General features: G+C 69.5%; 17 protein-coding genes. 6 read left to right on the top strand and 11 right to left on the bottom strand.

Going from position 1 to position 16,487, the window contains the following annotated elements; genetic code table 11:
- Positions 1 to 45 precede the first annotated feature (45 nt).
- Both ACQUS8_RS04415 and ACQUS8_RS04410 read left to right on the top strand, forming a co-directional pair.
- A complete protein-coding gene (locus ACQUS8_RS04415; RefSeq protein ID WP_435097487.1) occupies positions 46 to 1,743 on the top strand; it encodes a potassium channel family protein in 1,698 nt (565 codons plus the stop codon).
- An 87-nt stretch (positions 1,744 to 1,830) separates the two neighbouring features.
- Entirely contained in the window at positions 1,831 to 2,490 is a 660-nt protein-coding gene (locus ACQUS8_RS04410; RefSeq protein ID WP_435097484.1) for an RAD55 family ATPase, read from the top strand.
- A 33-nt stretch (positions 2,491 to 2,523) separates the two neighbouring features.
- Here the strand turns inward: ACQUS8_RS04410 and ACQUS8_RS04405 are convergent, their stop codons facing one another.
- Complete coding sequence (locus ACQUS8_RS04405) at positions 2,524 to 2,940, bottom strand: GIY-YIG nuclease family protein (RefSeq protein WP_435097481.1); 417 nt, start codon at positions 2,938 to 2,940, stop codon at positions 2,524 to 2,526.
- Between the two features lie 84 nt (positions 2,941 to 3,024).
- Here ACQUS8_RS04405 and ACQUS8_RS04400 point away from each other — a divergent pair, with 84 nt between their 5' ends.
- Positions 3,025 to 3,453 (top strand): EamA family transporter, encoded by a 429-nt coding sequence (locus ACQUS8_RS04400; RefSeq protein ID WP_435097478.1) that lies wholly within the window; start codon positions 3,025 to 3,027, stop codon positions 3,451 to 3,453.
- Between the two features lie 228 nt (positions 3,454 to 3,681).
- Here ACQUS8_RS04400 and ACQUS8_RS04395 read toward each other — a convergent pair whose 3' ends face one another.
- The 4 genes from ACQUS8_RS04395 to ACQUS8_RS04380 are packed head-to-tail and all read right to left on the bottom strand — an operon-like array spanning position 3,682 to position 8,368.
- Positions 3,682 to 4,656: an aldo/keto reductase gene (locus ACQUS8_RS04395; protein WP_435097475.1), complete on the bottom strand. Its 975-nt coding sequence runs from the start codon at positions 4,654 to 4,656 to the stop codon at positions 3,682 to 3,684.
- A gap of 31 nt (positions 4,657 to 4,687) precedes the next feature.
- Positions 4,688 to 5,734, bottom strand: a complete 1,047-nt coding sequence (locus ACQUS8_RS04390) for an ABC transporter permease (protein ID WP_435097472.1) — start codon at positions 5,732 to 5,734, stop codon at positions 4,688 to 4,690.
- Positions 5,727 to 7,499: a PrsW family intramembrane metalloprotease gene (locus ACQUS8_RS04385; RefSeq protein WP_435097469.1), complete on the bottom strand. Its 1,773-nt coding sequence runs from the start codon at positions 7,497 to 7,499 to the stop codon at positions 5,727 to 5,729. The genes ACQUS8_RS04390 and ACQUS8_RS04385 overlap by 8 nt, the downstream gene beginning before the upstream one ends.
- Positions 7,496 to 8,368, bottom strand: a complete 873-nt coding sequence (locus tag ACQUS8_RS04380; RefSeq protein WP_435097466.1) for an ATP-binding cassette domain-containing protein — start codon at positions 8,366 to 8,368, stop codon at positions 7,496 to 7,498. Before ACQUS8_RS04380 ends, ACQUS8_RS04385 begins: the two co-directional genes overlap by 4 nt.
- Positions 8,369 to 8,480: 112 nt before the next feature.
- Here ACQUS8_RS04380 and ACQUS8_RS04375 point away from each other — a divergent pair, with 112 nt between their 5' ends.
- Positions 8,481 to 9,053: a hypothetical protein gene (locus ACQUS8_RS04375; RefSeq protein ID WP_435097463.1), complete on the top strand. Its 573-nt coding sequence runs from the start codon at positions 8,481 to 8,483 to the stop codon at positions 9,051 to 9,053.
- A gap of 2 nt (positions 9,054 to 9,055) precedes the next feature.
- On the opposite strand, the gene ACQUS8_RS04370 is transcribed toward ACQUS8_RS04375, so the two are convergent.
- A complete protein-coding gene (locus tag ACQUS8_RS04370; protein WP_435097460.1) occupies positions 9,056 to 9,820 on the bottom strand; it encodes a helix-turn-helix transcriptional regulator in 765 nt (254 codons plus the stop codon).
- 351 nt (positions 9,821 to 10,171) lie between these two features.
- Between ACQUS8_RS04370 and ACQUS8_RS04365 the strand changes: the two genes are divergently transcribed.
- The gene (locus ACQUS8_RS04365; protein WP_435097457.1) at positions 10,172 to 11,074 is read left to right on the top strand and encodes a hypothetical protein; all 903 of its coding nucleotides are present in this window, start codon (positions 10,172 to 10,174) and stop codon (positions 11,072 to 11,074) included.
- On the opposite strand, the gene ACQUS8_RS04360 is transcribed toward ACQUS8_RS04365, so the two are convergent.
- The 3 genes from ACQUS8_RS04360 to ACQUS8_RS04350 all read right to left on the bottom strand — a co-directional run bounded on the left by ACQUS8_RS04360 (position 11,071) and on the right by ACQUS8_RS04350 (position 13,482).
- Complete coding sequence (locus ACQUS8_RS04360) at positions 11,071 to 12,111, bottom strand: lysylphosphatidylglycerol synthase transmembrane domain-containing protein (protein WP_435097454.1); 1,041 nt, start codon at positions 12,109 to 12,111, stop codon at positions 11,071 to 11,073. The genes ACQUS8_RS04365 and ACQUS8_RS04360 overlap by 4 nt on opposite strands.
- 156 nt (positions 12,112 to 12,267) lie before the next feature.
- Complete coding sequence (locus ACQUS8_RS04355) at positions 12,268 to 12,945, bottom strand: SOS response-associated peptidase (protein ID WP_435097451.1); 678 nt, start codon at positions 12,943 to 12,945, stop codon at positions 12,268 to 12,270.
- A 24-nt stretch (positions 12,946 to 12,969) separates the two neighbouring features.
- Positions 12,970 to 13,482 carry an adenylyltransferase/cytidyltransferase family protein gene (locus tag ACQUS8_RS04350; RefSeq protein ID WP_435097448.1) on the bottom strand — a complete coding sequence of 171 codons (513 nt, stop codon included), beginning with the start codon at positions 13,480 to 13,482 and terminating at the stop codon, positions 12,970 to 12,972.
- Between the two features lie 136 nt (positions 13,483 to 13,618).
- Between ACQUS8_RS04350 and ACQUS8_RS04345 the strand changes: the two genes are divergently transcribed.
- Positions 13,619 to 14,653 carry a restriction endonuclease gene (locus ACQUS8_RS04345; RefSeq protein WP_435097445.1) on the top strand — a complete coding sequence of 345 codons (1,035 nt, stop codon included), beginning with the start codon at positions 13,619 to 13,621 and terminating at the stop codon, positions 14,651 to 14,653.
- 36 nt (positions 14,654 to 14,689) lie between these two features.
- On the opposite strand, the gene ACQUS8_RS04340 is transcribed toward ACQUS8_RS04345, so the two are convergent.
- Positions 14,690 to 15,826, bottom strand: a complete 1,137-nt coding sequence (locus ACQUS8_RS04340; RefSeq protein ID WP_435097442.1) for an ABC transporter permease — start codon at positions 15,824 to 15,826, stop codon at positions 14,690 to 14,692.
- The gene (locus tag ACQUS8_RS04335) at positions 15,823 to 16,485 is read right to left on the bottom strand and encodes an ABC transporter ATP-binding protein (RefSeq protein ID WP_435097439.1); all 663 of its coding nucleotides are present in this window, start codon (positions 16,483 to 16,485) and stop codon (positions 15,823 to 15,825) included. Before ACQUS8_RS04335 ends, ACQUS8_RS04340 begins: the two co-directional genes overlap by 4 nt.
- Positions 16,486 to 16,487 lie beyond the last annotated feature (2 nt).

Genomic DNA, 16,487 nt, shown 5'->3' with positions numbered 1-16,487 from the left:
ACGCTCCGCCGGGGTTATACCGGACCCGGCCGGACGGACTGGTAGATGAACACGCAGCAGCGCCGTGCCGCCGGCTACTTCGTGCTGCTCGCAGTCGTCGCCGTCGCCTACGCGCTCGTCTACCAGTGGGGGATGGCGCACCTCGAAGGTCGCCCCGTCACCTTCATCCACGCGCTCGAAGTGACGGTGCAGTCGTTCACCTCGACGGGCTACGGTGAGGACGCCCCGTGGACGACGGCGCCCATGCACGTGCTCGTCATACTGATGCAGCTCACCGGCGTCGTCCTCCTCGTCCTCACCCTGCCGCTCTTCGCCGCACCGTGGGTCGAACGCCGCCTCGAAGTCAACCCACCGACGAGCGTCGATGAGGAGGACCACGTCGTCGTCGCCGGGTTCTCCGCGCGCGGCGAGACGCTCATCGACGAACTCGCCGCCGCCGGCGTCCCCTACGTCGTCCTCCTCGAGGACCGGGAAACCGCGCGCGAGTTGTACACCGACGGCCGGAACGTCGTCGTCGGCGACCCCGAGACGACCGACGGCTTCGAAGCCGCGAACGTCTCCGTCGCGCGCAGCGTCGTCCTCGACGACACTGACGAGCGCAACGCGATGATGGCGCTCTCCGCGCGCGGCGTCCACGAGGGCGTCCGCATCGTCAGTTTCGCCGAGGACCGCGACGTCGCCACCTACCTCGAGTACGCGGGCGCCGACGAAGTCCTCAGCCCGAACGACATCCTCGGCCACAGCCTCGCCGACAAGGTAACCTCCGCGGTCAGCACCGACCTCGGTGAGACCGTCGACATCGGCGAGGACTTCGTCGTCGCCGAAATGCCCATCCAGTCCGGCTCCGACCTCGACGGCGTCACACTCGCCGAGAGCGCCATCCGCGAACGCACCGGCGTCAACGTCATCGGCGCGTGGTTCGAGGGCGCGTTCGTCGGCGGCCCCGACCCCGGCCGCGTCATCGACCGGAACACGATCCTCCTCGTCGCCGGCCCCACGGAGGCGCTCAAGGACCTCAAGGAACTCACGCTCGCCGAACACCGCGTCCACACCCGCGGGCCTGTCGTCGTCGCCGGCCACGGCGAAGTCGGCTCCACCGTCCGGAGCGTCCTCGACAGCGAGGGCGTCGAGAACACCGTCGTCGACGTCGAGGACAAACAGGGCGTCGACGTCGTCGGCGACATCTCCGACCCCGGCGTCCTCTCCGAGGCCGGCGTCGCGGACGCCACCGCGCTCGTCCTCGCGCTCGGTGACGACACCAGTACCGTCTTCAGCACGCTCGTCGCCCGCGAGGAGGTCGAGGAACTCGACATCGTCGCGCGCGTCGACGAAGTCGGCTCCGCCTCCAAGCTCTACGCGGCCGGCGCCGACTACGTCCTCGCACTCGCCACCGTCAGCGGCCGGATGCTCGCCGACACAATCCTCGGCGAGAACGTCATGAGCCTCGACACCGGCGTCACCATCGTCCGTACCGCCGCCCCCGAACTCGCCGGCCACACCCTCGCAGGCGCCGACGTCCGGAGTCGTACCGGCTGTACTGTCATCGCCGTCGAGCGCGACGGCGAAGTCCTCTCCGACCTCGACCCCGACTTCGAGTTCCGCGAGGACGACACCCTCGTCGTCGCCGGCGACGACGAGGCGGTCGCCGCGTTCAACGAACTCGTCGGGAATGAGACGGAACCCACGGACGTCGACGCCGACAGCTCGACGCCGTGGGCGAGCGACGCCATCCGTTCGGGGTGAATTCACGGCCATCCCGCACATACTTAAGTTGGCTGGGCATAGACGAACCAAGGACAGCATCGAGAGGAGATGTCGGTTCATTCAGCAATGCCATACAAGATCGACGGTGTCCTCCCGCCGGAACTGCTGACGGAGGTCGAGCCGGGAACGAACCTCCTCGTCAGCGGTCCGGCGATGTCGGGGAAACGCAAGCTCCTGCTGCAGCTCCTCGCTCGCGGTGCCCGCGAGAGCGAGGGCTCCGTCGTCGTCACCTCCCGCAACCCCGCCGAGGACGTCACTGACGCCTACCGTGACGCGCTCGACGGTGACGAGGACCTCGGCTACTTCCGCGTCATCGACTGCGTCAGCTCTCGGAGCGGCGCGAGCGTCGACGGCGCGCGCGTCCACGAGGTATCGTCGCCCGGCGATCTCACCGGTATCGGTATCGAGTTCTCCGAAATCGCCCGCGACGCCGAAGCCGCCGATATCGAGCGCCTCCGCGTCGGCTTCGACTCCCTCTCCCCGCTCCTCATGTACGTCGACCTCCAGCGCCTCTTCCGGTTCCTCCACGTCTTCACGAGCCAGATTCAGTCCCGCGACTGGCTCGGCCTCTTCGCCATCGACCCGGACAGCCACGACCAGCAGGAGGTCAACACCATCAGCCAGCTCTTCGACGGCATGATCGAGATTCGCCTCGCCGAGGAGGGCCGCGAAGCCCGCGTGCGCGGCATCACCGACGCGCCGACCGACTGGGTCGCCCTCGACTGACTGGTCGGACTCGCTCTCGGAATCCCCAATTACTCAGCGGCGCGTCTCGTGTTCTTCGCGCGCCACCGCCGCAAGCGTCTCGCGCTCCGGCGCGTAGGCGAGGTGGCTCTCGCAGTCGCAGTCGGACGCGCCGAGTCCCGGGACGGTCGCGCCCGCGTCGTCGAGCGCCCGCGCGACCGCACACTCGCGGTCCGCGCCCTCCGTGACGTAGACGGCGTCGAGGTCGGTGAGCGGGTGGCCGGTGAGGTAGTCGACGTGCCAGTGCCGGACGTCGTGCTCGCCGCGTGCGACTCGCGCGTGCCGCTCCACGCGCGAGAGGCCGCCCGGCCCGAACGCCGACCCCGTGTAGGCGTACCAGCCGGCCTCGAGTGCGCGCTCACCCGCCGCGCCGAACGTCACCGTCGCGTCCGCCGGGAGCGAGAGCAGGAGCGTGTACGTGCCGTTCGCCATACCTCGGCGGTGGGGCGCGAGCGCCATGGGTCGTTCGGACGCCGCCTTCGACACGGGTTTCCCCGTGACGGCCCACCCATCGCTATGAACTACGTGCAGTGGGCGTTCGTCGCCCTCGCCGGCTACACGTTCGTCGCACCGCTGATGAAGGTCGCCACGTCTCCCGGCGGCATCCCCTCGACGGTCGCCGCGCTCGTCGCGAACACCGTCCTCGTCGTCGGCTCCATCGGCGTCGTCCTCTACTCGGACCTCTCCGTCGCCGAGTACGCCACGCACCCACGGATGGTGTACGTCCTCGCCGCCGGCGTCTGCCTCACCGTCGGCATCCTCGCCTACTACCAGGCGCTCTCGAAGGGCCCGGTGAGTGTCGTCGTGCCCGTCTTCGGGATGTTCCTCGTCACGAGCTCGCTCGTCAGCGTCCTCTGGCTCGGCGACGAAGTCACCGTCCGCAAAGGCCTCGGGATCGCGTTCGCCGTCGCCGCCGTCTACCTCACCGCCGGGCCGCGGGCGTAGCGCTCCTGTTCTCGGAATTCTTCGCGTCGCTCGGAACTCCGGCTACTCGCGTCTCACTCCCGGTGGTCGTTTGCGCTCGCTTTCTCGCGAGCTTGTCGGAACCGCGGTTACTCGCGCTTCGCTAGCGTTCGGCGCTCGTGTTGCCGTCGCGCGGAGCGCGACGTTGCTCGCGTGTCGGTCGCTTCGCTCCCTCCCGCTCGTCCGGTCGCGGTTCCGTCGGAACCGCGGTTACTCGTGCCCGGACACCCGGACCGGCTCGTAGGGCTCTTCGAGGTACGAGATGTCGCTCGCCGAGAGCGAGATTTCGGTGGCTTCGACGGCGTCCTCGAGGTGTTCGACGCTCGTCGTCCCGACGATGGGGGTGTCGACCCAGTCCTTGTGGAGGAGCCACGCGAGCGCGATTTGGGCCATCTTCACGCCGCGCTCGGCGGCGAGCTCCTGCACGCGCTCGTTGATTTCCGCGCCGCCACCCTCCCGGTAGGGGTGGTCGTACAGGCGCTCCTCGCTTTCGCCGCGTTCCGTGGCGTCGACGTCCTCGTGGGGGCGCGTGAGGTAGCCGCGCGCAAGCGGGCTCCACGGCATCACGCCGACGTCCTCCTTCTCGCAGAGCGGGAGCATCTCGCGCTCCTCCTCCCGGTAGACGAGGTTGTAGTGGTTCTGCATGGAGACGAAGCGCTCCAGGTTGCGGTGGTCGCTCGTCGCGAGGGCGTCGGCGAACTGGTGGGCCCACATCGAGGACGCGCCGACGTAGCGGGTCTTCCCGCGCCGGACCGCGTCGTCGAGGGTCTCCAGCGTCTCCTCGATGGGCGTCTCGTCGTCCCAGCGGTGAATCTGGTAGAGGTCGACGGTGTCCATCCCCAACCTGTCGAGGGAGTTCTCCAACTCCTGCTCGATGGCCTTCCGGGAGAGGCCCTGCCTGTTCGGGTCCTCGCCCATCTCGCCGAACACCTTCGTCGCGACGACCTGCTCGTCCCGGTCGTACTCGTCGAGCACGTTCCCGAGCACGCGCTCGGACTCGCCCATCGAGTAGACGTTCGCGGTGTCGAAGAAGTTGATCCCGAGGTCGATGGCCCGCTCGATGATTTCCCGCGACTCCTCCTCGTCGAGGACCCACGGCCGCCAGTCGCTCGACCCGAAGCTCATGCAGCCGAGGCAGATTTCGCTCACGGACATGCCCGTGTTCCCGAGCGTCGTGTACTCCATGCGCGAGGGCACACGCGGCTCCGGGAAAAGCCTACGCGCCGCCCGCACGGTCTGCCGCGAGACGCGCGGCGGCGTAGCCTGCGGCGCCGAGGGCGAGCGCGCCGGCGACGGAGAGCCACGTCACCGTCGTGGGCGAGCCGATGGCGAGTTTCGCGACGACGTTCTGCGGACTCTCGGGGAGGAGGCTCGCGACGCCGAACGCCGCGAGCGCGCCGAACGAGTAGAGCAGTTGGGCTTCTCGGCGTTTCGGCGCGAGAATCGCGGTGGCAATGCCAGCCCCGACGAGGACGGTGGCGACGGCACCGACGAGGCCGAGCGTCGCGAGCGGGTGCGCGAGCGGCGTGCCGTTCAGCGCGAGGAACGCGAACCAGCAGGCGGCCTGCGCGGGTGCGATGGCGACGAACGCGAGCGCCTTCCCGTCGACGATATTCGCCACCGAGAGCGGCGCGGCGCGGAGCAACTCGAAGGTTCCGCGGTCGAGTTCCTCGGCGACGCTGTCGGCGGCGATGGACCCGCTGATGAACGCCGGGAGGAACGCGAGCACGGGCACGAGCACGGTGTAGGTGAACCCGAAGTAGGGGTTGCCGCCGCGTTCGGGCGGGAGGTCGAGCGGCTGGCGCGTGAGGCGCTCGGACAACGCCGCTCTCTGCTGGCGCTCGTAGTCGGAGAGCGCGTCCTTCAACTGGGTGACGACGAGCGTCGTCTCGAAGGAGCCCTCGGGTGCGACCGCCTCGACGGTGGTACGCCCGGAGGACAGTCGGTCGGCGACGACGACGGCGTCCACCTCGCCGCGCTGGAACGCGTTGCGGGCGAGGTCGGGGTTCTCGTACTCGATGGCGGTCCGGGCGCCGCTCGCACTGACGGCGGGCGCGATGTCGCCGCTGGCGTTCCCGGCGACGCCGACGGTGACGACGTACGCACCGGCCGTCGCGCCGGGCGCATACAAGCTAACGAGGCCGACGACGAGGAACGAGCTGAACGCCGCGACGAACAGCTGGATGGCGAGCGCGAGGACGATGGTCTTCTCGCGGCGCAGCGACGCGAGCTCGCGGCGCGCGACGACGAGGCGACTATCCAAGGACGCTCACCACCGTGTAGTCGTAGGCGACGTGGAGCAGTATCGCCCCAGTGAGCCCGACGGCGTACCACGCCCGCGAGCGTCGCGCGCCGAGCGCGGCGACGACGGCGGTGCTGACGTGTAGGGCGAGCGGTGCGAGGAGGAGACCGAGGGACCCGACGCCGAGCTCCGCGCCGCCGAAGGCGGCCTGCCCGACGGCGAGGTTTGGGAGGCCGACGAGGCGGGTGAGCAGGAGGAGTTTCTCCCCGCAGAAGAACCCGACGCCGGCGGCGACGCCGATGGCGAGCGCGGCCCGGTCGGTCCGGGGGAAGCGCGCGTTCACGAAGCCCGCGTAGGCGGGGAGGCTCTTCGCGACCTCCTCCACGAGTGCGATGAGGACGAGCAGGACGGGTATCGCGAGCGCGCCGGGGACGACGAAGAGCGCGGCGACGCTGAACAGTTCGGCGACGAGGACGAACGGGATGAGGAGCGCGCTCCAGAGGCCGACGCGCCACACGGAGGTGAGCGGCGCGGCGAGGGCGTCGATCGCCTTCGCAGGGAGGCGCTTCTGCGTGAAGAGGTCCTCCTCGCGGTAGACGCCGGTGCCGAGGGCGTAGGAGACGAGCGCGGCGGTGCCGACGGGGACCGTCGAGAGGAGGAAGCTACTCGTCTGGATGGGGTCGCCACGGATGTCCCGGACGACGACGGAGAGCGGCGAGATAGCGGCGATAGGGTGGACTTCGGTGAAGACTGCGGGGACGAAGGCGTAGGCGGTGAGGCCGACGCTGACGGCGACGGTGACGAAGGTGAGTTCCTTGTAGGAGCGCGCGAAGAGCGCGCCGAGGAAGGTGACGCCGAGGAAGAGACCGGCGAGCGGGAGCACGGCGAGGACGGCGGGGAGGCCGGCGCCGACGGCGAGCGCGATGACCGCGGTGACAGCGGCCGCCCCGAGGAAGTAGGGGAGGGCCTTCCCGGCGACGATGTCGCCCCGGGTGGCGGGCGAGACGAGGAGCGGCTCGCCGCGCCGACCGATGCGTTCGTCGATGACGCTGGAGCCGTAGGACTGGATGACGACGTTCAGCGGGAGGAGGAACGCGAACGCGAGCAACAGCGACTGGAGGGGGAAGGGCGGGGAGAGACTACCGGGTGTGTTCGGGCGCGCGCCGCCGGCACCGTCGCCACCGTCGGCGATAGTCGTCACGGGTGCGTCGGTCGTGTCCGTGGGTGTCGCAGTGCCGCCGTCAGCGGTCGTCCCGCCGCTCGTCGTTCTGCTCGCAGTCGTTTCTGTCGTTGTGGGCGCTCGCGTCGTCGTCGGTTCGGTGCCGCCACCGACGGGCGTCGTCCCGCGCTCGACGTAGGTCAACTCGACGGTGACGGGGAACGCGGCGGCCTCGTCCGCCTCGAGCGCCATCAGGCGGTCGTTGTAGGCGGCGACGGCGCTCCGGAGGTCTGCGAGCGCCGCGCGCCCCTTCTCGGTGTCCGCGACCCGGAACGAGGTGCCCGTGATTGCGACTTCGGCGCGGCCGCCGGCGACGGCGTTCGCGTCCGGCGCGACGGCCCGGAGCTGGCCGTCGGCGGCGACGGGCGCGTAGTAGGGGTTCGACTCGGAGACGGCGACCCGGTAGACGCCCTCGCCGGGTGCGGGTGGGTTCGCGACGAGGACGGGCGCGAGGCCGGCACAGAGCAGGAGGACGACGCCGAGCAGGGCGGCGGTCCGGCGGTCGAGCGCGCCCGCACCGCGCGCCACCTCCCAGCGCGCGATGCGGAGCGTCCGCTTCGGGGTCACGGTCGCCCCCCGGTGACGGCGAGGAAGACGTCCTCGAGCGTCGACTCACGCGTCCGGATGTCGACGACGTTGCCACCGGCCTCGCGGGCACGGTCGCGGACGTCGTCCACGCCGGCCATCGACTCGACGGTGACGCGATGGCGGCCGGGTTCGACCTCCTCGCTCCCGTCCAGCGGGACGTCGGTGAACACGCGGTACTCGACGCGGCCGTGTTCCTCGCGGATGTCGGCGAGCGTCCCCTGTGCGGCGATTTCCCCCTCCGAAACGATGGCGACGCGGTCGCAGACGGACTCGACGTGATGGAGGTCGTGGGCGCTGAAGACGACGGTCTTGCCCTCGTCGGCGAGTTCGCGCGTGAACTCCACGACGACGGTCGTCGTCGTCGGGTCGAGGCCGGAGGCGGGTTCGTCGTAAATCAGGACGTCGGGGTCGTTAACGAGCGAGCGCGCGATGGCGACCTTCCGCTTCATCCCCTTCGAGAAGTCCCCGACGGGCCGGTCCCGAACGGCGAGGTCGAGGCGGTCGAGCGTCGTCTCGATGCGCTCGTCGGCCACCTCGCGCGGGACGTCGTAGAGGTCCGCGAAGAACCGGAGGTAGGAGCGCGGCGTCATGTCCTCGTAGAGCGGGGACTCCTCGGGGAGGAAGCCGAGGGTGTGGCGCATCTCGGGGTCGGTGGAGTCGTAGCCGTTCACGACGACGTCGCCCGCGGTCGGTTCGAGGAGGCCGGCGAGCGTCTTCAGCGTCGACGTCTTCCCGGCGCCGTTCGGGCCGACGAGACCGAACACCTCGCCGTCGGCCACCTCGAAACTGATGTCGCGAACGGCCTCGACGTCGCCGTAGGTCTTGCGGAGGCCGGAGACGGAGAGCACGGGTGAGTTCGCGGGCGGGACGCCTATGGTCGTTGCGGCGGCCTCGGCAAGTGAGCTATCGCGTCGCCGTCGACCACGGCCGTTACCTGTGCGGACCCGGTAGACGCGGACGATGTCGTCGCTCCCCTTCGATTGGTCCTCCAGCGGTGAGTCCGAAGTCGGGCTCACGGGCTACCGCGACCGGATTCGGCGCGTCGCCGGCCGGGCGTTCGTCCTCTACGCGAGCATCGTCGGCTTCGGGTTGCTTGTCGGCCTGACGTTCGTCGCCTACCTCGTCGGCGTCCTCCCGGCGAGTCGAACGCGCCTCCTCTTCGGGCTCTACGTCGTCCTCGCGACGGTCTGGTACGCGCTGGCGCTCGTCTGGGGGAACGTCGAGCAGCGCCGGACGCGACGCGCAGAGGCCGCCCCCGAAGTCGTCCTTGAGGCGACCGGCGACGGCCTCGTCGTCAGCAACGTCGGAGTCGGCCCGGCAATCGATGCCCGCGTCGCGGTGGCGGTCGACGGCGACCGGGTCTACGACGAGCTCCTGCCCGTCCTCCGCCCCGGTGGGTCGCGCCACGTCCCGGCCGACGGTCTCGACGCCGACGCAGACGTCGTCCTCGGCGTCTGGGCGGGGACACGGCTCACCGACGTCGAGTACCGCGTCGAGCGCGACTACGACGGCCGGACGCTGGCGTCACGGTAGCGTCAGTTGAGCGGCGTGGCGTCGGCGGCGACGGCGTCGAGCCGGGTACGCGCCCACTCGAGGGCGTCGGCGGTGTCGTTGACGAGGAGTGAGTCGATACCGGACCCACCGCAGGCGACGACGGCGACCTGTTCGCCGCCCAGGCGGTCGATGAGCGCGAAGTCGAAGCAGTAGTCGGCCGTCGTCTCGGCGAGCCTGATGCGCCCTGTTTCGAGGACGTCCGGGAGGATCGCGGCGTAGTCGGAGAGCAGCGCGTCGAGCGCGTCGCCGTCGAGGTAGGCATCGACGGTGAGACCCTCATCGATGCGCTGGACGAGCGTGTCGAGGACGGTTGGGAGGACCATCGAGGAGTAGAGCGAGACGTGGACGGCGTCCTCGATGAAGTCGACGAGCGTCGAGACCGGCCGATGAGGGGCGTTCGAGGGCGCGTCGACGACGTCCGCGCCCCGGAGAGTGTCGATCGTTATCGGGGCCTCGACGTCGAGGTCGGTGAGGGCGGCACAGTCCGTGAGCGCGAGGAGGTCGGCGTAGAAGTCGTCGTAGGCGGTGAGGGCGAGACGGCCGACGAGCGTGAGCGCGACGCCTCCCTCGCGGCGCTCGACGGCGTTCGCGGATTCGAGATCGCGGACGGCTCGGTCGACGGTGGAGCGCGAGACGTCGAGTTCGTCGGCGAGCTCGGCCTTCGTGGCGCTCTCGGTGGCGAGCGAGCGGAGGTAGGGTACGCGCTGGACGAGCAATCGCGCGAACCACTCGGGATCGCCGACCATACCACCTCGTGGCGTCTGCGCGATGTATAAACTCTCGCTTACCCGGGAGGATCGCCCGGCGGCGGCGACCGCAAGTATATAAATAACAGATAGACTTATTAGGGATTATCGATAGATGGCTACCTCCGCAGTGGATGGGTTAATACGGGTCCCCGACCACTACAGAGGTGCTGGTGCGCACGCACCGGCTGTGCCTCTGAACCGCTCTCGGCCGCCGGATGGCGGCCGACGAGCGTTCGTACTGACGCGACCCGCCGAGCGGCGGCCACGTTTCATCGGCGCGCGGACACGAATCGAGAATGTTGGACGCGCTTCGGCGGCCTTTTCACGACCGTCCGGTAACCGGGGTGTATGAGTCGCGGCCTCGTCCGAGAGGGCGTTCGAGCGCTCCGACACGGCGGTCCGGCCGTCGCCCTCGAGCTTCTCTCGCGGACCTACTACACCTACGGGAAACGGACGGACACCGACGACGTCTTCGCGCGCGACTGGGACGCCCTCGTCGTCCTCGACGCCTGCCGTGCCGACCTGATGGCGGCCGTCGTAGACGACTACGACTGGCTCACTCACGAGGGGAGCGTCCAGTCGGCCGGCGCGACGTCGAGCGAATGGCTCACCGAGACGTTCGGGCCGCTCCCCGCGGAGACGCTCGCCGACGTCGGCTACGTCACCGGCAACCCCTACTCCGACGAGTACGTCGAGCACGAGTCGTTCGCGTTCGTCGACGAAGTCTGGGAGTACGGCTGGGACGACGACCTTGGCACGGTGCCGGCGCGCCCCATCACGGACCGCGCTATCGCCGCGAGTCGCGAGCGGGACGTCGAGCGCCTCGTCGTCCACTACATGCAACCGCACTTCCCCTGCGTCCCCGCCGGCGACGGGGACGGCATCGCCTTGGAGCGCTTCGGGAAGGAGTCGCTCTCCGTCTGGGAGGAACTGCGCTTCGGGTGGCGCGACCCCGAGGACGTCTGGGCGGACTACCTTGAGAACCTCCGCTACGTCCTCGATGAGGTGCGTCTGCTCGTCGAGAACATCGACGCCGAGCGCGTCGCCGTCACCGCCGACCACGGGAACGCCCTCGGCGAACGCCACCTCTACGGCCACGTTGGTGGTGTCTCGACACCCGAACTCCGCGAGGTGCCGTGGTGTATCGCGGAGGCGAGCGACACCGGGAGTCACGAACCCGCGAACTACGAGAACGAGGCGGTGAGCGACGGCGGCGTCGTCTCCCGACTCGAAGCGCTCGGCTACCGCTAGTCGGCGGCCGGCCCGGTCCGCCGTCCGGTGGTCCAGAGGTAGGCCGTCGCGCCACCACCCAGCGACGTCATTAGGAGGAAACCGCCGACCCGGTGGACGGCGACGACGGCGGTCACCGTCGAGGCCGGCACCGCGGTCGCGACGGTGAGCAGGAGGACGTGGACGGCTTCGATTGCGCCGAGGCCGCCCGGCGTCGGCGACGCGCTCGCGATGGTGCCGATGGGAATCACGAAGAGCGCGATGTACAGCGGGACGGTGACGCCGAACGCCTGGAAGGCGATCCAGAGGCCGAGCGCCTGCAGCAGCCAGCCGGCGGCCGAGCAGGCGAGCGCGAGCGCGAGGCGTTTCGGGCTCGTGGCGATGCGCTCGATGGCGTGGAAGAACCCCTCGATGCGGGCCTTCACGCCCTCCGATGTCGGTACCGGAAGCCACGGGAGCGTGCGGTCGAGGCGCGAGAGGACGGGCGCCGTCGCCTCGAGCAGCGCGGCCTCGACCCGATAGCGGTAGCGCCACCCGACGGCGAAGAGGACGGGCGCGGCGATGGCGAGCGCGAGGACGCCGGACGCGACAGTTTCGAGGCGGCCCTGCAGGCCGACCTGCGTCGCGTAGTAGGCGACGCCGCCGACGGCGAGCAGGATGGACGGCACGAAGTTGAGCGCGTCCGTGCTCGCGATGGTGGCGAGGCCGCGTTCGTACTCGACGTCCGCGACGTCCGCGATGAGGAGCGCGGTGATGGGTTCGCCGCCGGCCTGTCCGAACGGCGTAACGTTGTTCGCGAACGTCGCGGCGGCGTAGACGAGGACGGACTCGTGGGCGGGGAGCGTCCGGCCGAGTGCTCCGAGGACGAGGCGGAGGACGAGCGCCCACGAGAGCAGCCACGCGATGGCCGTCGCGCCGACGAGCGCGACGAGTCGCAGGTCGGCGTCGACGAGCTCCGCGAACACCTCGGCGGCGCCGACGTACCAGAAGAGGCCGGCGAGCAGCAGCGCCGCGGCGAGGAACCCGACGACGGCGGCCTGCCGGCGGTTGTCGAGCATGGCGGCCCTTGGGCGAACGGGGACGTGAACCCAACGGCTTCGGGGCGACGATACGAATTCTATATCGCGGCATAGGATTTACAACTGGCCGGCGTCGGCACGGCTCTCGCTACTGGTTCGTGCGTCATCGGGAGAAACGGGCGTCGAGCGGGCCGCTCAGACGCGTTCGACGAGGCCAGGGCGGTCGTTTGCGGGATTGTTCACCGCACGTGACACCGGTCGCGCGGCGAGTTCGACGTCGTTCTCGTGCTCGTCAAGGGCGAGGTCACCGGCGAGCCACTCGTCTTCCTCCGCGCGCGAGAGGATAACGGACTCGCGGTGGTGGTAGTCGGCGACGACGCCGGACGCCTCGGTGGTCAGAATCGCGAAGGAGTGGACGGGGTCGGCCTCGCGCTCGACATGGTCGTCGGCAAAATTACTGAGGCCCGTCTGTCGCGTTTCGGATTCGTAGCGCGCCCAGACGCCGGCCATCGCGAACGGTTCGCCGTCGGGCCGGGCGAAGTAGTAGGGCTGGTTAGTGCCGTCCTCCTCGCGCCACTCGTAGAAGCCGTCGCAGGGGACGAGACAGCGCCGCGCCTCGAGGCTGTCGGCGAACATCGGCTTCTCGTCGGCGGTTTCGGCGCGGGCGTTGATGGGGCCGGGGTCGGCGTCATCAGCCCACGACGGCACGAATCCCCACTGGAACGGCTGGAGAGTGTCGGGGTCGTCGTTCGTCACGACGGGGAGCGACTGGGAGGGCGCGGCGTTGTACGTCGGGGTGTAGGCCTCGACGCTCACGTCGAAGCGGTCGGCGAGCGTCTCGGGGTCGCTGAAGAGCGCGTAGCGGCCGCACATACCTGCGGGTTGGGCGAGCAGGCCTTAAGCCTCGCCGGTCCGGGCGATGATGTCCGTATACCGGGCGAGTTCGTCCCGACAGCACGAGGGGACGAGCGGGCGCCACGACTCGTCGGCACGGATGCGGCGGCGGACTTCGGTGCCGGAGAAGCGCTCGGGCTGGTGGAGGTCCTGCTCGACTGGGCGCGCGTCGGTGTGCTCGCGGACGATGCGCCGGACGAGGTCGTTGCCGGAGAGGACGACGTCCGCGTCGGTTCGCTCGACGAGGCGCCGCCCCCAGACGGGGTAGCCGGCTTCCCCGCGGTCCTCGTCGGGAACGCGCGCGACGTCGAGGGCGGGGAAGCAGGCCCCGAGGAGCCGTTCGCGTTCGGTGGCGGTGAGTGGGTTCTCCGCGGTCCGGGACTTCCCGGGGCTACCGAGCGCGACGACGAACGACCCCGCGATTTCTCTGTATGCCCGGATGACGCGATAGTGGCCACGGTGGAGCGGCTGGAAGCGGCCCGGGAAGGCGACGCGAGCGTCGGCGAGCGACGACATCGTTCGTGGGCGCGCACGCCGCCCCCAAAAGCGTACCCACACCCCATTATATAGTGTATGTCGCGATACCGAATGCCGGTCGTCGCGCTCGCCGTCCGGCCCACTATATTTACGAATGGACAAGGTATGAAATAATATGCCGAGTGAGTCCCTGCGGTCGTTCCTGAGCGACCTGTCCGACCGGACGTTCGAGAGCGCCGAGGCGTTCGAGGAGGAAGTCATCCCCGAGCTCGTCGCCGAACTGGGCTATCGGGACACGCACCTCCACTTCCGCGTGCCGCTGGACGCCACCTACGACCTCATCCCGGACGCGATGGTCGCTGCCGGCCGCGACAAGCGCCCACATCTCCTCGTCGAGGCCGATTTCGAGGGCGAGGGCGTGCGTGGCGCCGCCACCGAGAAACTCGCCGAGTACAAGGAGCGCTCGCGCGCCGACTACGTCGTCCTCGTCTCCCCCACCGAACTCACCGTCATCGACGGCGAGCGCCACCACGTCGATCTCACCGACCCCGACGGAGACGCCGTCGCGGACGTCGCGTCCGCCCTCGAACCCCCCGAATCCCTCCCGGACGAGCCGTTCGTCGAGCACGACCCCGCGACCGAGCGCGTCATCGACACCGAGCGCTTCCACCTCGACCTCGACGCGTTCGAGGACGTCCTCCACACCGTCGAAAACCCCTCCAGCACGCAGGAGAAGGGCGAGAGCCTCGAGAACCTCGCGGGCCTGCTCTTCGACGGCATCGACGCCACCGCGACCACCGAGCAGAACATGTTCACCGCGACCTCGGAGGTGGACGTCGTCGCGCGCCACGAGGGCGTGCGCGACTACACGCTCTTCGACGAGTACTCGCGCTACATCCTCATCGAGTGCAAGAACTGGTCGAAGCCCGTCGGCGCGAAGCAGATTCGTGACTTCAAGGGCAAACTCCAGGCTTCCGGCGTGAACCTCGGCGTCTTCTTCTCGCAGAGCGGCGTCACCGGCGGGACGCGCGGCGAGTACGCGCTCGGCGAGCTCGACATGGCGTTCCGCAACGAGGGCATCGCCATCGTCGTCGTGGACGCCAACGACCTCGAGTGGATTCGCAACGGCAACAGCTTCTACGACCTGCTGGAGCGCAAACTCTACACGCTGCGCTTCCGCCGCAAGACGCCGTTCAGCGCCGTCGAGTGAGGTCGCAGCGGACCGAGACCGGTCGGAGTTGCCACGCTACGACCGGAGCGCCTCGACGGGGTTCCGGTTCGCGGCCTTCCACGCGGGGTAGAGGCCGCTGAGGAGGCTGGTAACGAAGGCGAACGCGAACGCCGCGCCGAAGTAGACGAGGTTCTGCGCGCTGAACGTGAACAGCGGGTCGCCGAGCACGACCTGATTGATGACGAGGCCGGCGGCCATGCTGAGGAGGACGCCGACGGTACCGCCGGCGAGGCCGAGCAGGACGGCTTCCGTGAGCATGATGATGAGGACGTCGCGTTTCTGGTAGCCGACGGCGCGCAGGACGCCGATTTCCTGGCGGCGCTCGACGGCGCTCATCAGCATGACGTTGAGAATGCTGACGCCGGCGACGACCAGCGAGATGGAACCGATACCGATGAGGAAGGAGTTGATGACGCCGAAGACGCTCGATATCTGGTCGGTGAGCGACGAGTACTCGAAGACGCTGACGCGCTGCTGGCGGTCATTCAAACGCTCGCGGATGGCCTGTGCGGAGTCGTTCGCGGCGGCGGCGCTCTCCGCGCGGACGACGACCTGGTCGTAGCCGTCGTGCTCGACGGCTCCCGGCGGGACGACGAGGCCGCCGCCGGGGCTGATGGCGCTGATACCGCTCTGAGCTTCGAGGACGGCTTTCACGCGGTAGGTCTTCCCGTCGAGCGTGAGGGAGTTGCCGGCGTGCACATCGAGGCGGTCGGCGAGCGTGTCACCGACGAGGACCCCGCTCCGGAGAGGTGAGGGGATGCGGCCGTCGCGTGCGTCGAACAACTGTCCGGGGCGCTCGATGCCGTAGAGCGGGACGATTGTCCGTTGTCTTCCATAGGTGACGGTGCCCCGGCCCTGTTTGACGGGGACGACGGTGTCGGTGGTGACGGCGCGTTCGACCTCCCGGACGTCCCGGTCGGTGAGGTACCGCTGGCTGGCGTCGGCGGCGGGCGAGACGGTGACGTCGTTGCCGATGTCGCCGAGGTTCTGCGTGACCGAGTACTGGAGCGTCGTGCCGAACACGCCCAAAGAAGCGATGGCGAGGACGCCGATGACGATACCGAGCGCGGCGAGCGCGGAGCGGACGGGCGTGCGCGCGACGTTTCGGCGCGCCATCAACAGCCACGGGAAGCGCTCGTAGAGTGGGTTCATCGCGTGAGTTCACCGTCCACGATTTCGACGGTCCGGTCGACGTACTCCTCGACGAGTTCGTCGTGCGTGACGGCGATGACGGCGACGCCCTCCCCGCAGATGCGCTGGAACTCCTCGAGTATCTTCATGCTCGTCGCGCGGTCGAGGTTCCCGGTGGGTTCGTCGGCGAGGACGAGGCGCGGCTCGTTGATGAGCGAGCGCGCGATAGCGACGCGCTGTTTCTGCCCGCCGGAGAGTTCGTCGGGCGTGTGTTCGAGGCGTTCGCCGAGGCCGAACTGGGTGAGGAGGTCGGCGGCGCGCGCCTCGGTTCGGGGGTCGCGCTCGAGGAGGCGCGGGACCTCGACGTTCTCGCGGGCGGTGAGCGTCGGGATGAGGAAGAACTGCTGGAAGACGAAGCCGATGAAGCGCTTTCTGGTCCGCGTGCGTTCGCGCTCGTCGAGCGCGGTGGCGTCCTCGCCGGCGATGTAGAGGTCGCCCGAGGTCGGTTGGTCGAGCAGGCCGAGCATGTTGAGGAGCGTGGTCTTCCCGCTCCCGGAGGGCCCGACGATGGAGACGAACTCGCCGGCGTCCACCGAGAAGTCGACGTCGACGAGGGCGTGCACGGTCTCGGGGCCGGACTCGTAGGTCTTCGTGAGACCGCGGGTTTCGATGACGGGCACGG

It is taken from the genome of Halarchaeum sp. P4 (assembly GCF_051195175.1).
GTDB lineage: Archaea > Halobacteriota > Halobacteria > Halobacteriales > Halobacteriaceae > Halarchaeum.
Note: the sequence above shows the minus strand (reverse complement) of the source record. Positions and strands in the feature narration are given on the sequence as shown.

Excerpts from the sequence above, each read along its gene's own strand:
- ACQUS8_RS04415 (WP_435097487.1), top strand. The coding sequence starts at position 46 with ATGAACACGCAGCAGCGCCGTGCCGCCGGCTACTTCGTGCTGCTCGCA.
- ACQUS8_RS04410 (WP_435097484.1), top strand. The coding sequence starts at position 1,831 with ATGCCATACAAGATCGACGGTGTCCTCCCGCCGGAACTGCTGACGGAG.
- ACQUS8_RS04405 (WP_435097481.1), bottom strand. The coding sequence starts at position 2,940 with ATGGCGAACGGCACGTACACGCTCCTGCTCTCGCTCCCGGCGGACGCG.
- ACQUS8_RS04400 (WP_435097478.1), top strand. The coding sequence starts at position 3,025 with ATGAACTACGTGCAGTGGGCGTTCGTCGCCCTCGCCGGCTACACGTTC.
- ACQUS8_RS04395 (WP_435097475.1), bottom strand. The coding sequence starts at position 4,656 with ATGGAGTACACGACGCTCGGGAACACGGGCATGTCCGTGAGCGAAATC.
- ACQUS8_RS04375 (WP_435097463.1), top strand. The coding sequence starts at position 8,481 with ATGTCGTCGCTCCCCTTCGATTGGTCCTCCAGCGGTGAGTCCGAAGTC.
- ACQUS8_RS04370 (WP_435097460.1), bottom strand. The coding sequence starts at position 9,820 with ATGGTCGGCGATCCCGAGTGGTTCGCGCGATTGCTCGTCCAGCGCGTA.
- ACQUS8_RS04365 (WP_435097457.1), top strand. The coding sequence starts at position 10,172 with ATGAGTCGCGGCCTCGTCCGAGAGGGCGTTCGAGCGCTCCGACACGGC.
- ACQUS8_RS04360 (WP_435097454.1), bottom strand. The coding sequence starts at position 12,111 with ATGCTCGACAACCGCCGGCAGGCCGCCGTCGTCGGGTTCCTCGCCGCG.
- ACQUS8_RS04355 (WP_435097451.1), bottom strand. The coding sequence starts at position 12,945 with ATGTGCGGCCGCTACGCGCTCTTCAGCGACCCCGAGACGCTCGCCGAC.
- ACQUS8_RS04350 (WP_435097448.1), bottom strand. The coding sequence starts at position 13,482 with ATGTCGTCGCTCGCCGACGCTCGCGTCGCCTTCCCGGGCCGCTTCCAG.
- ACQUS8_RS04345 (WP_435097445.1), top strand. The coding sequence starts at position 13,619 with ATGCCGAGTGAGTCCCTGCGGTCGTTCCTGAGCGACCTGTCCGACCGG.
- ACQUS8_RS04340 (WP_435097442.1), bottom strand. The coding sequence starts at position 15,826 with ATGAACCCACTCTACGAGCGCTTCCCGTGGCTGTTGATGGCGCGCCGA.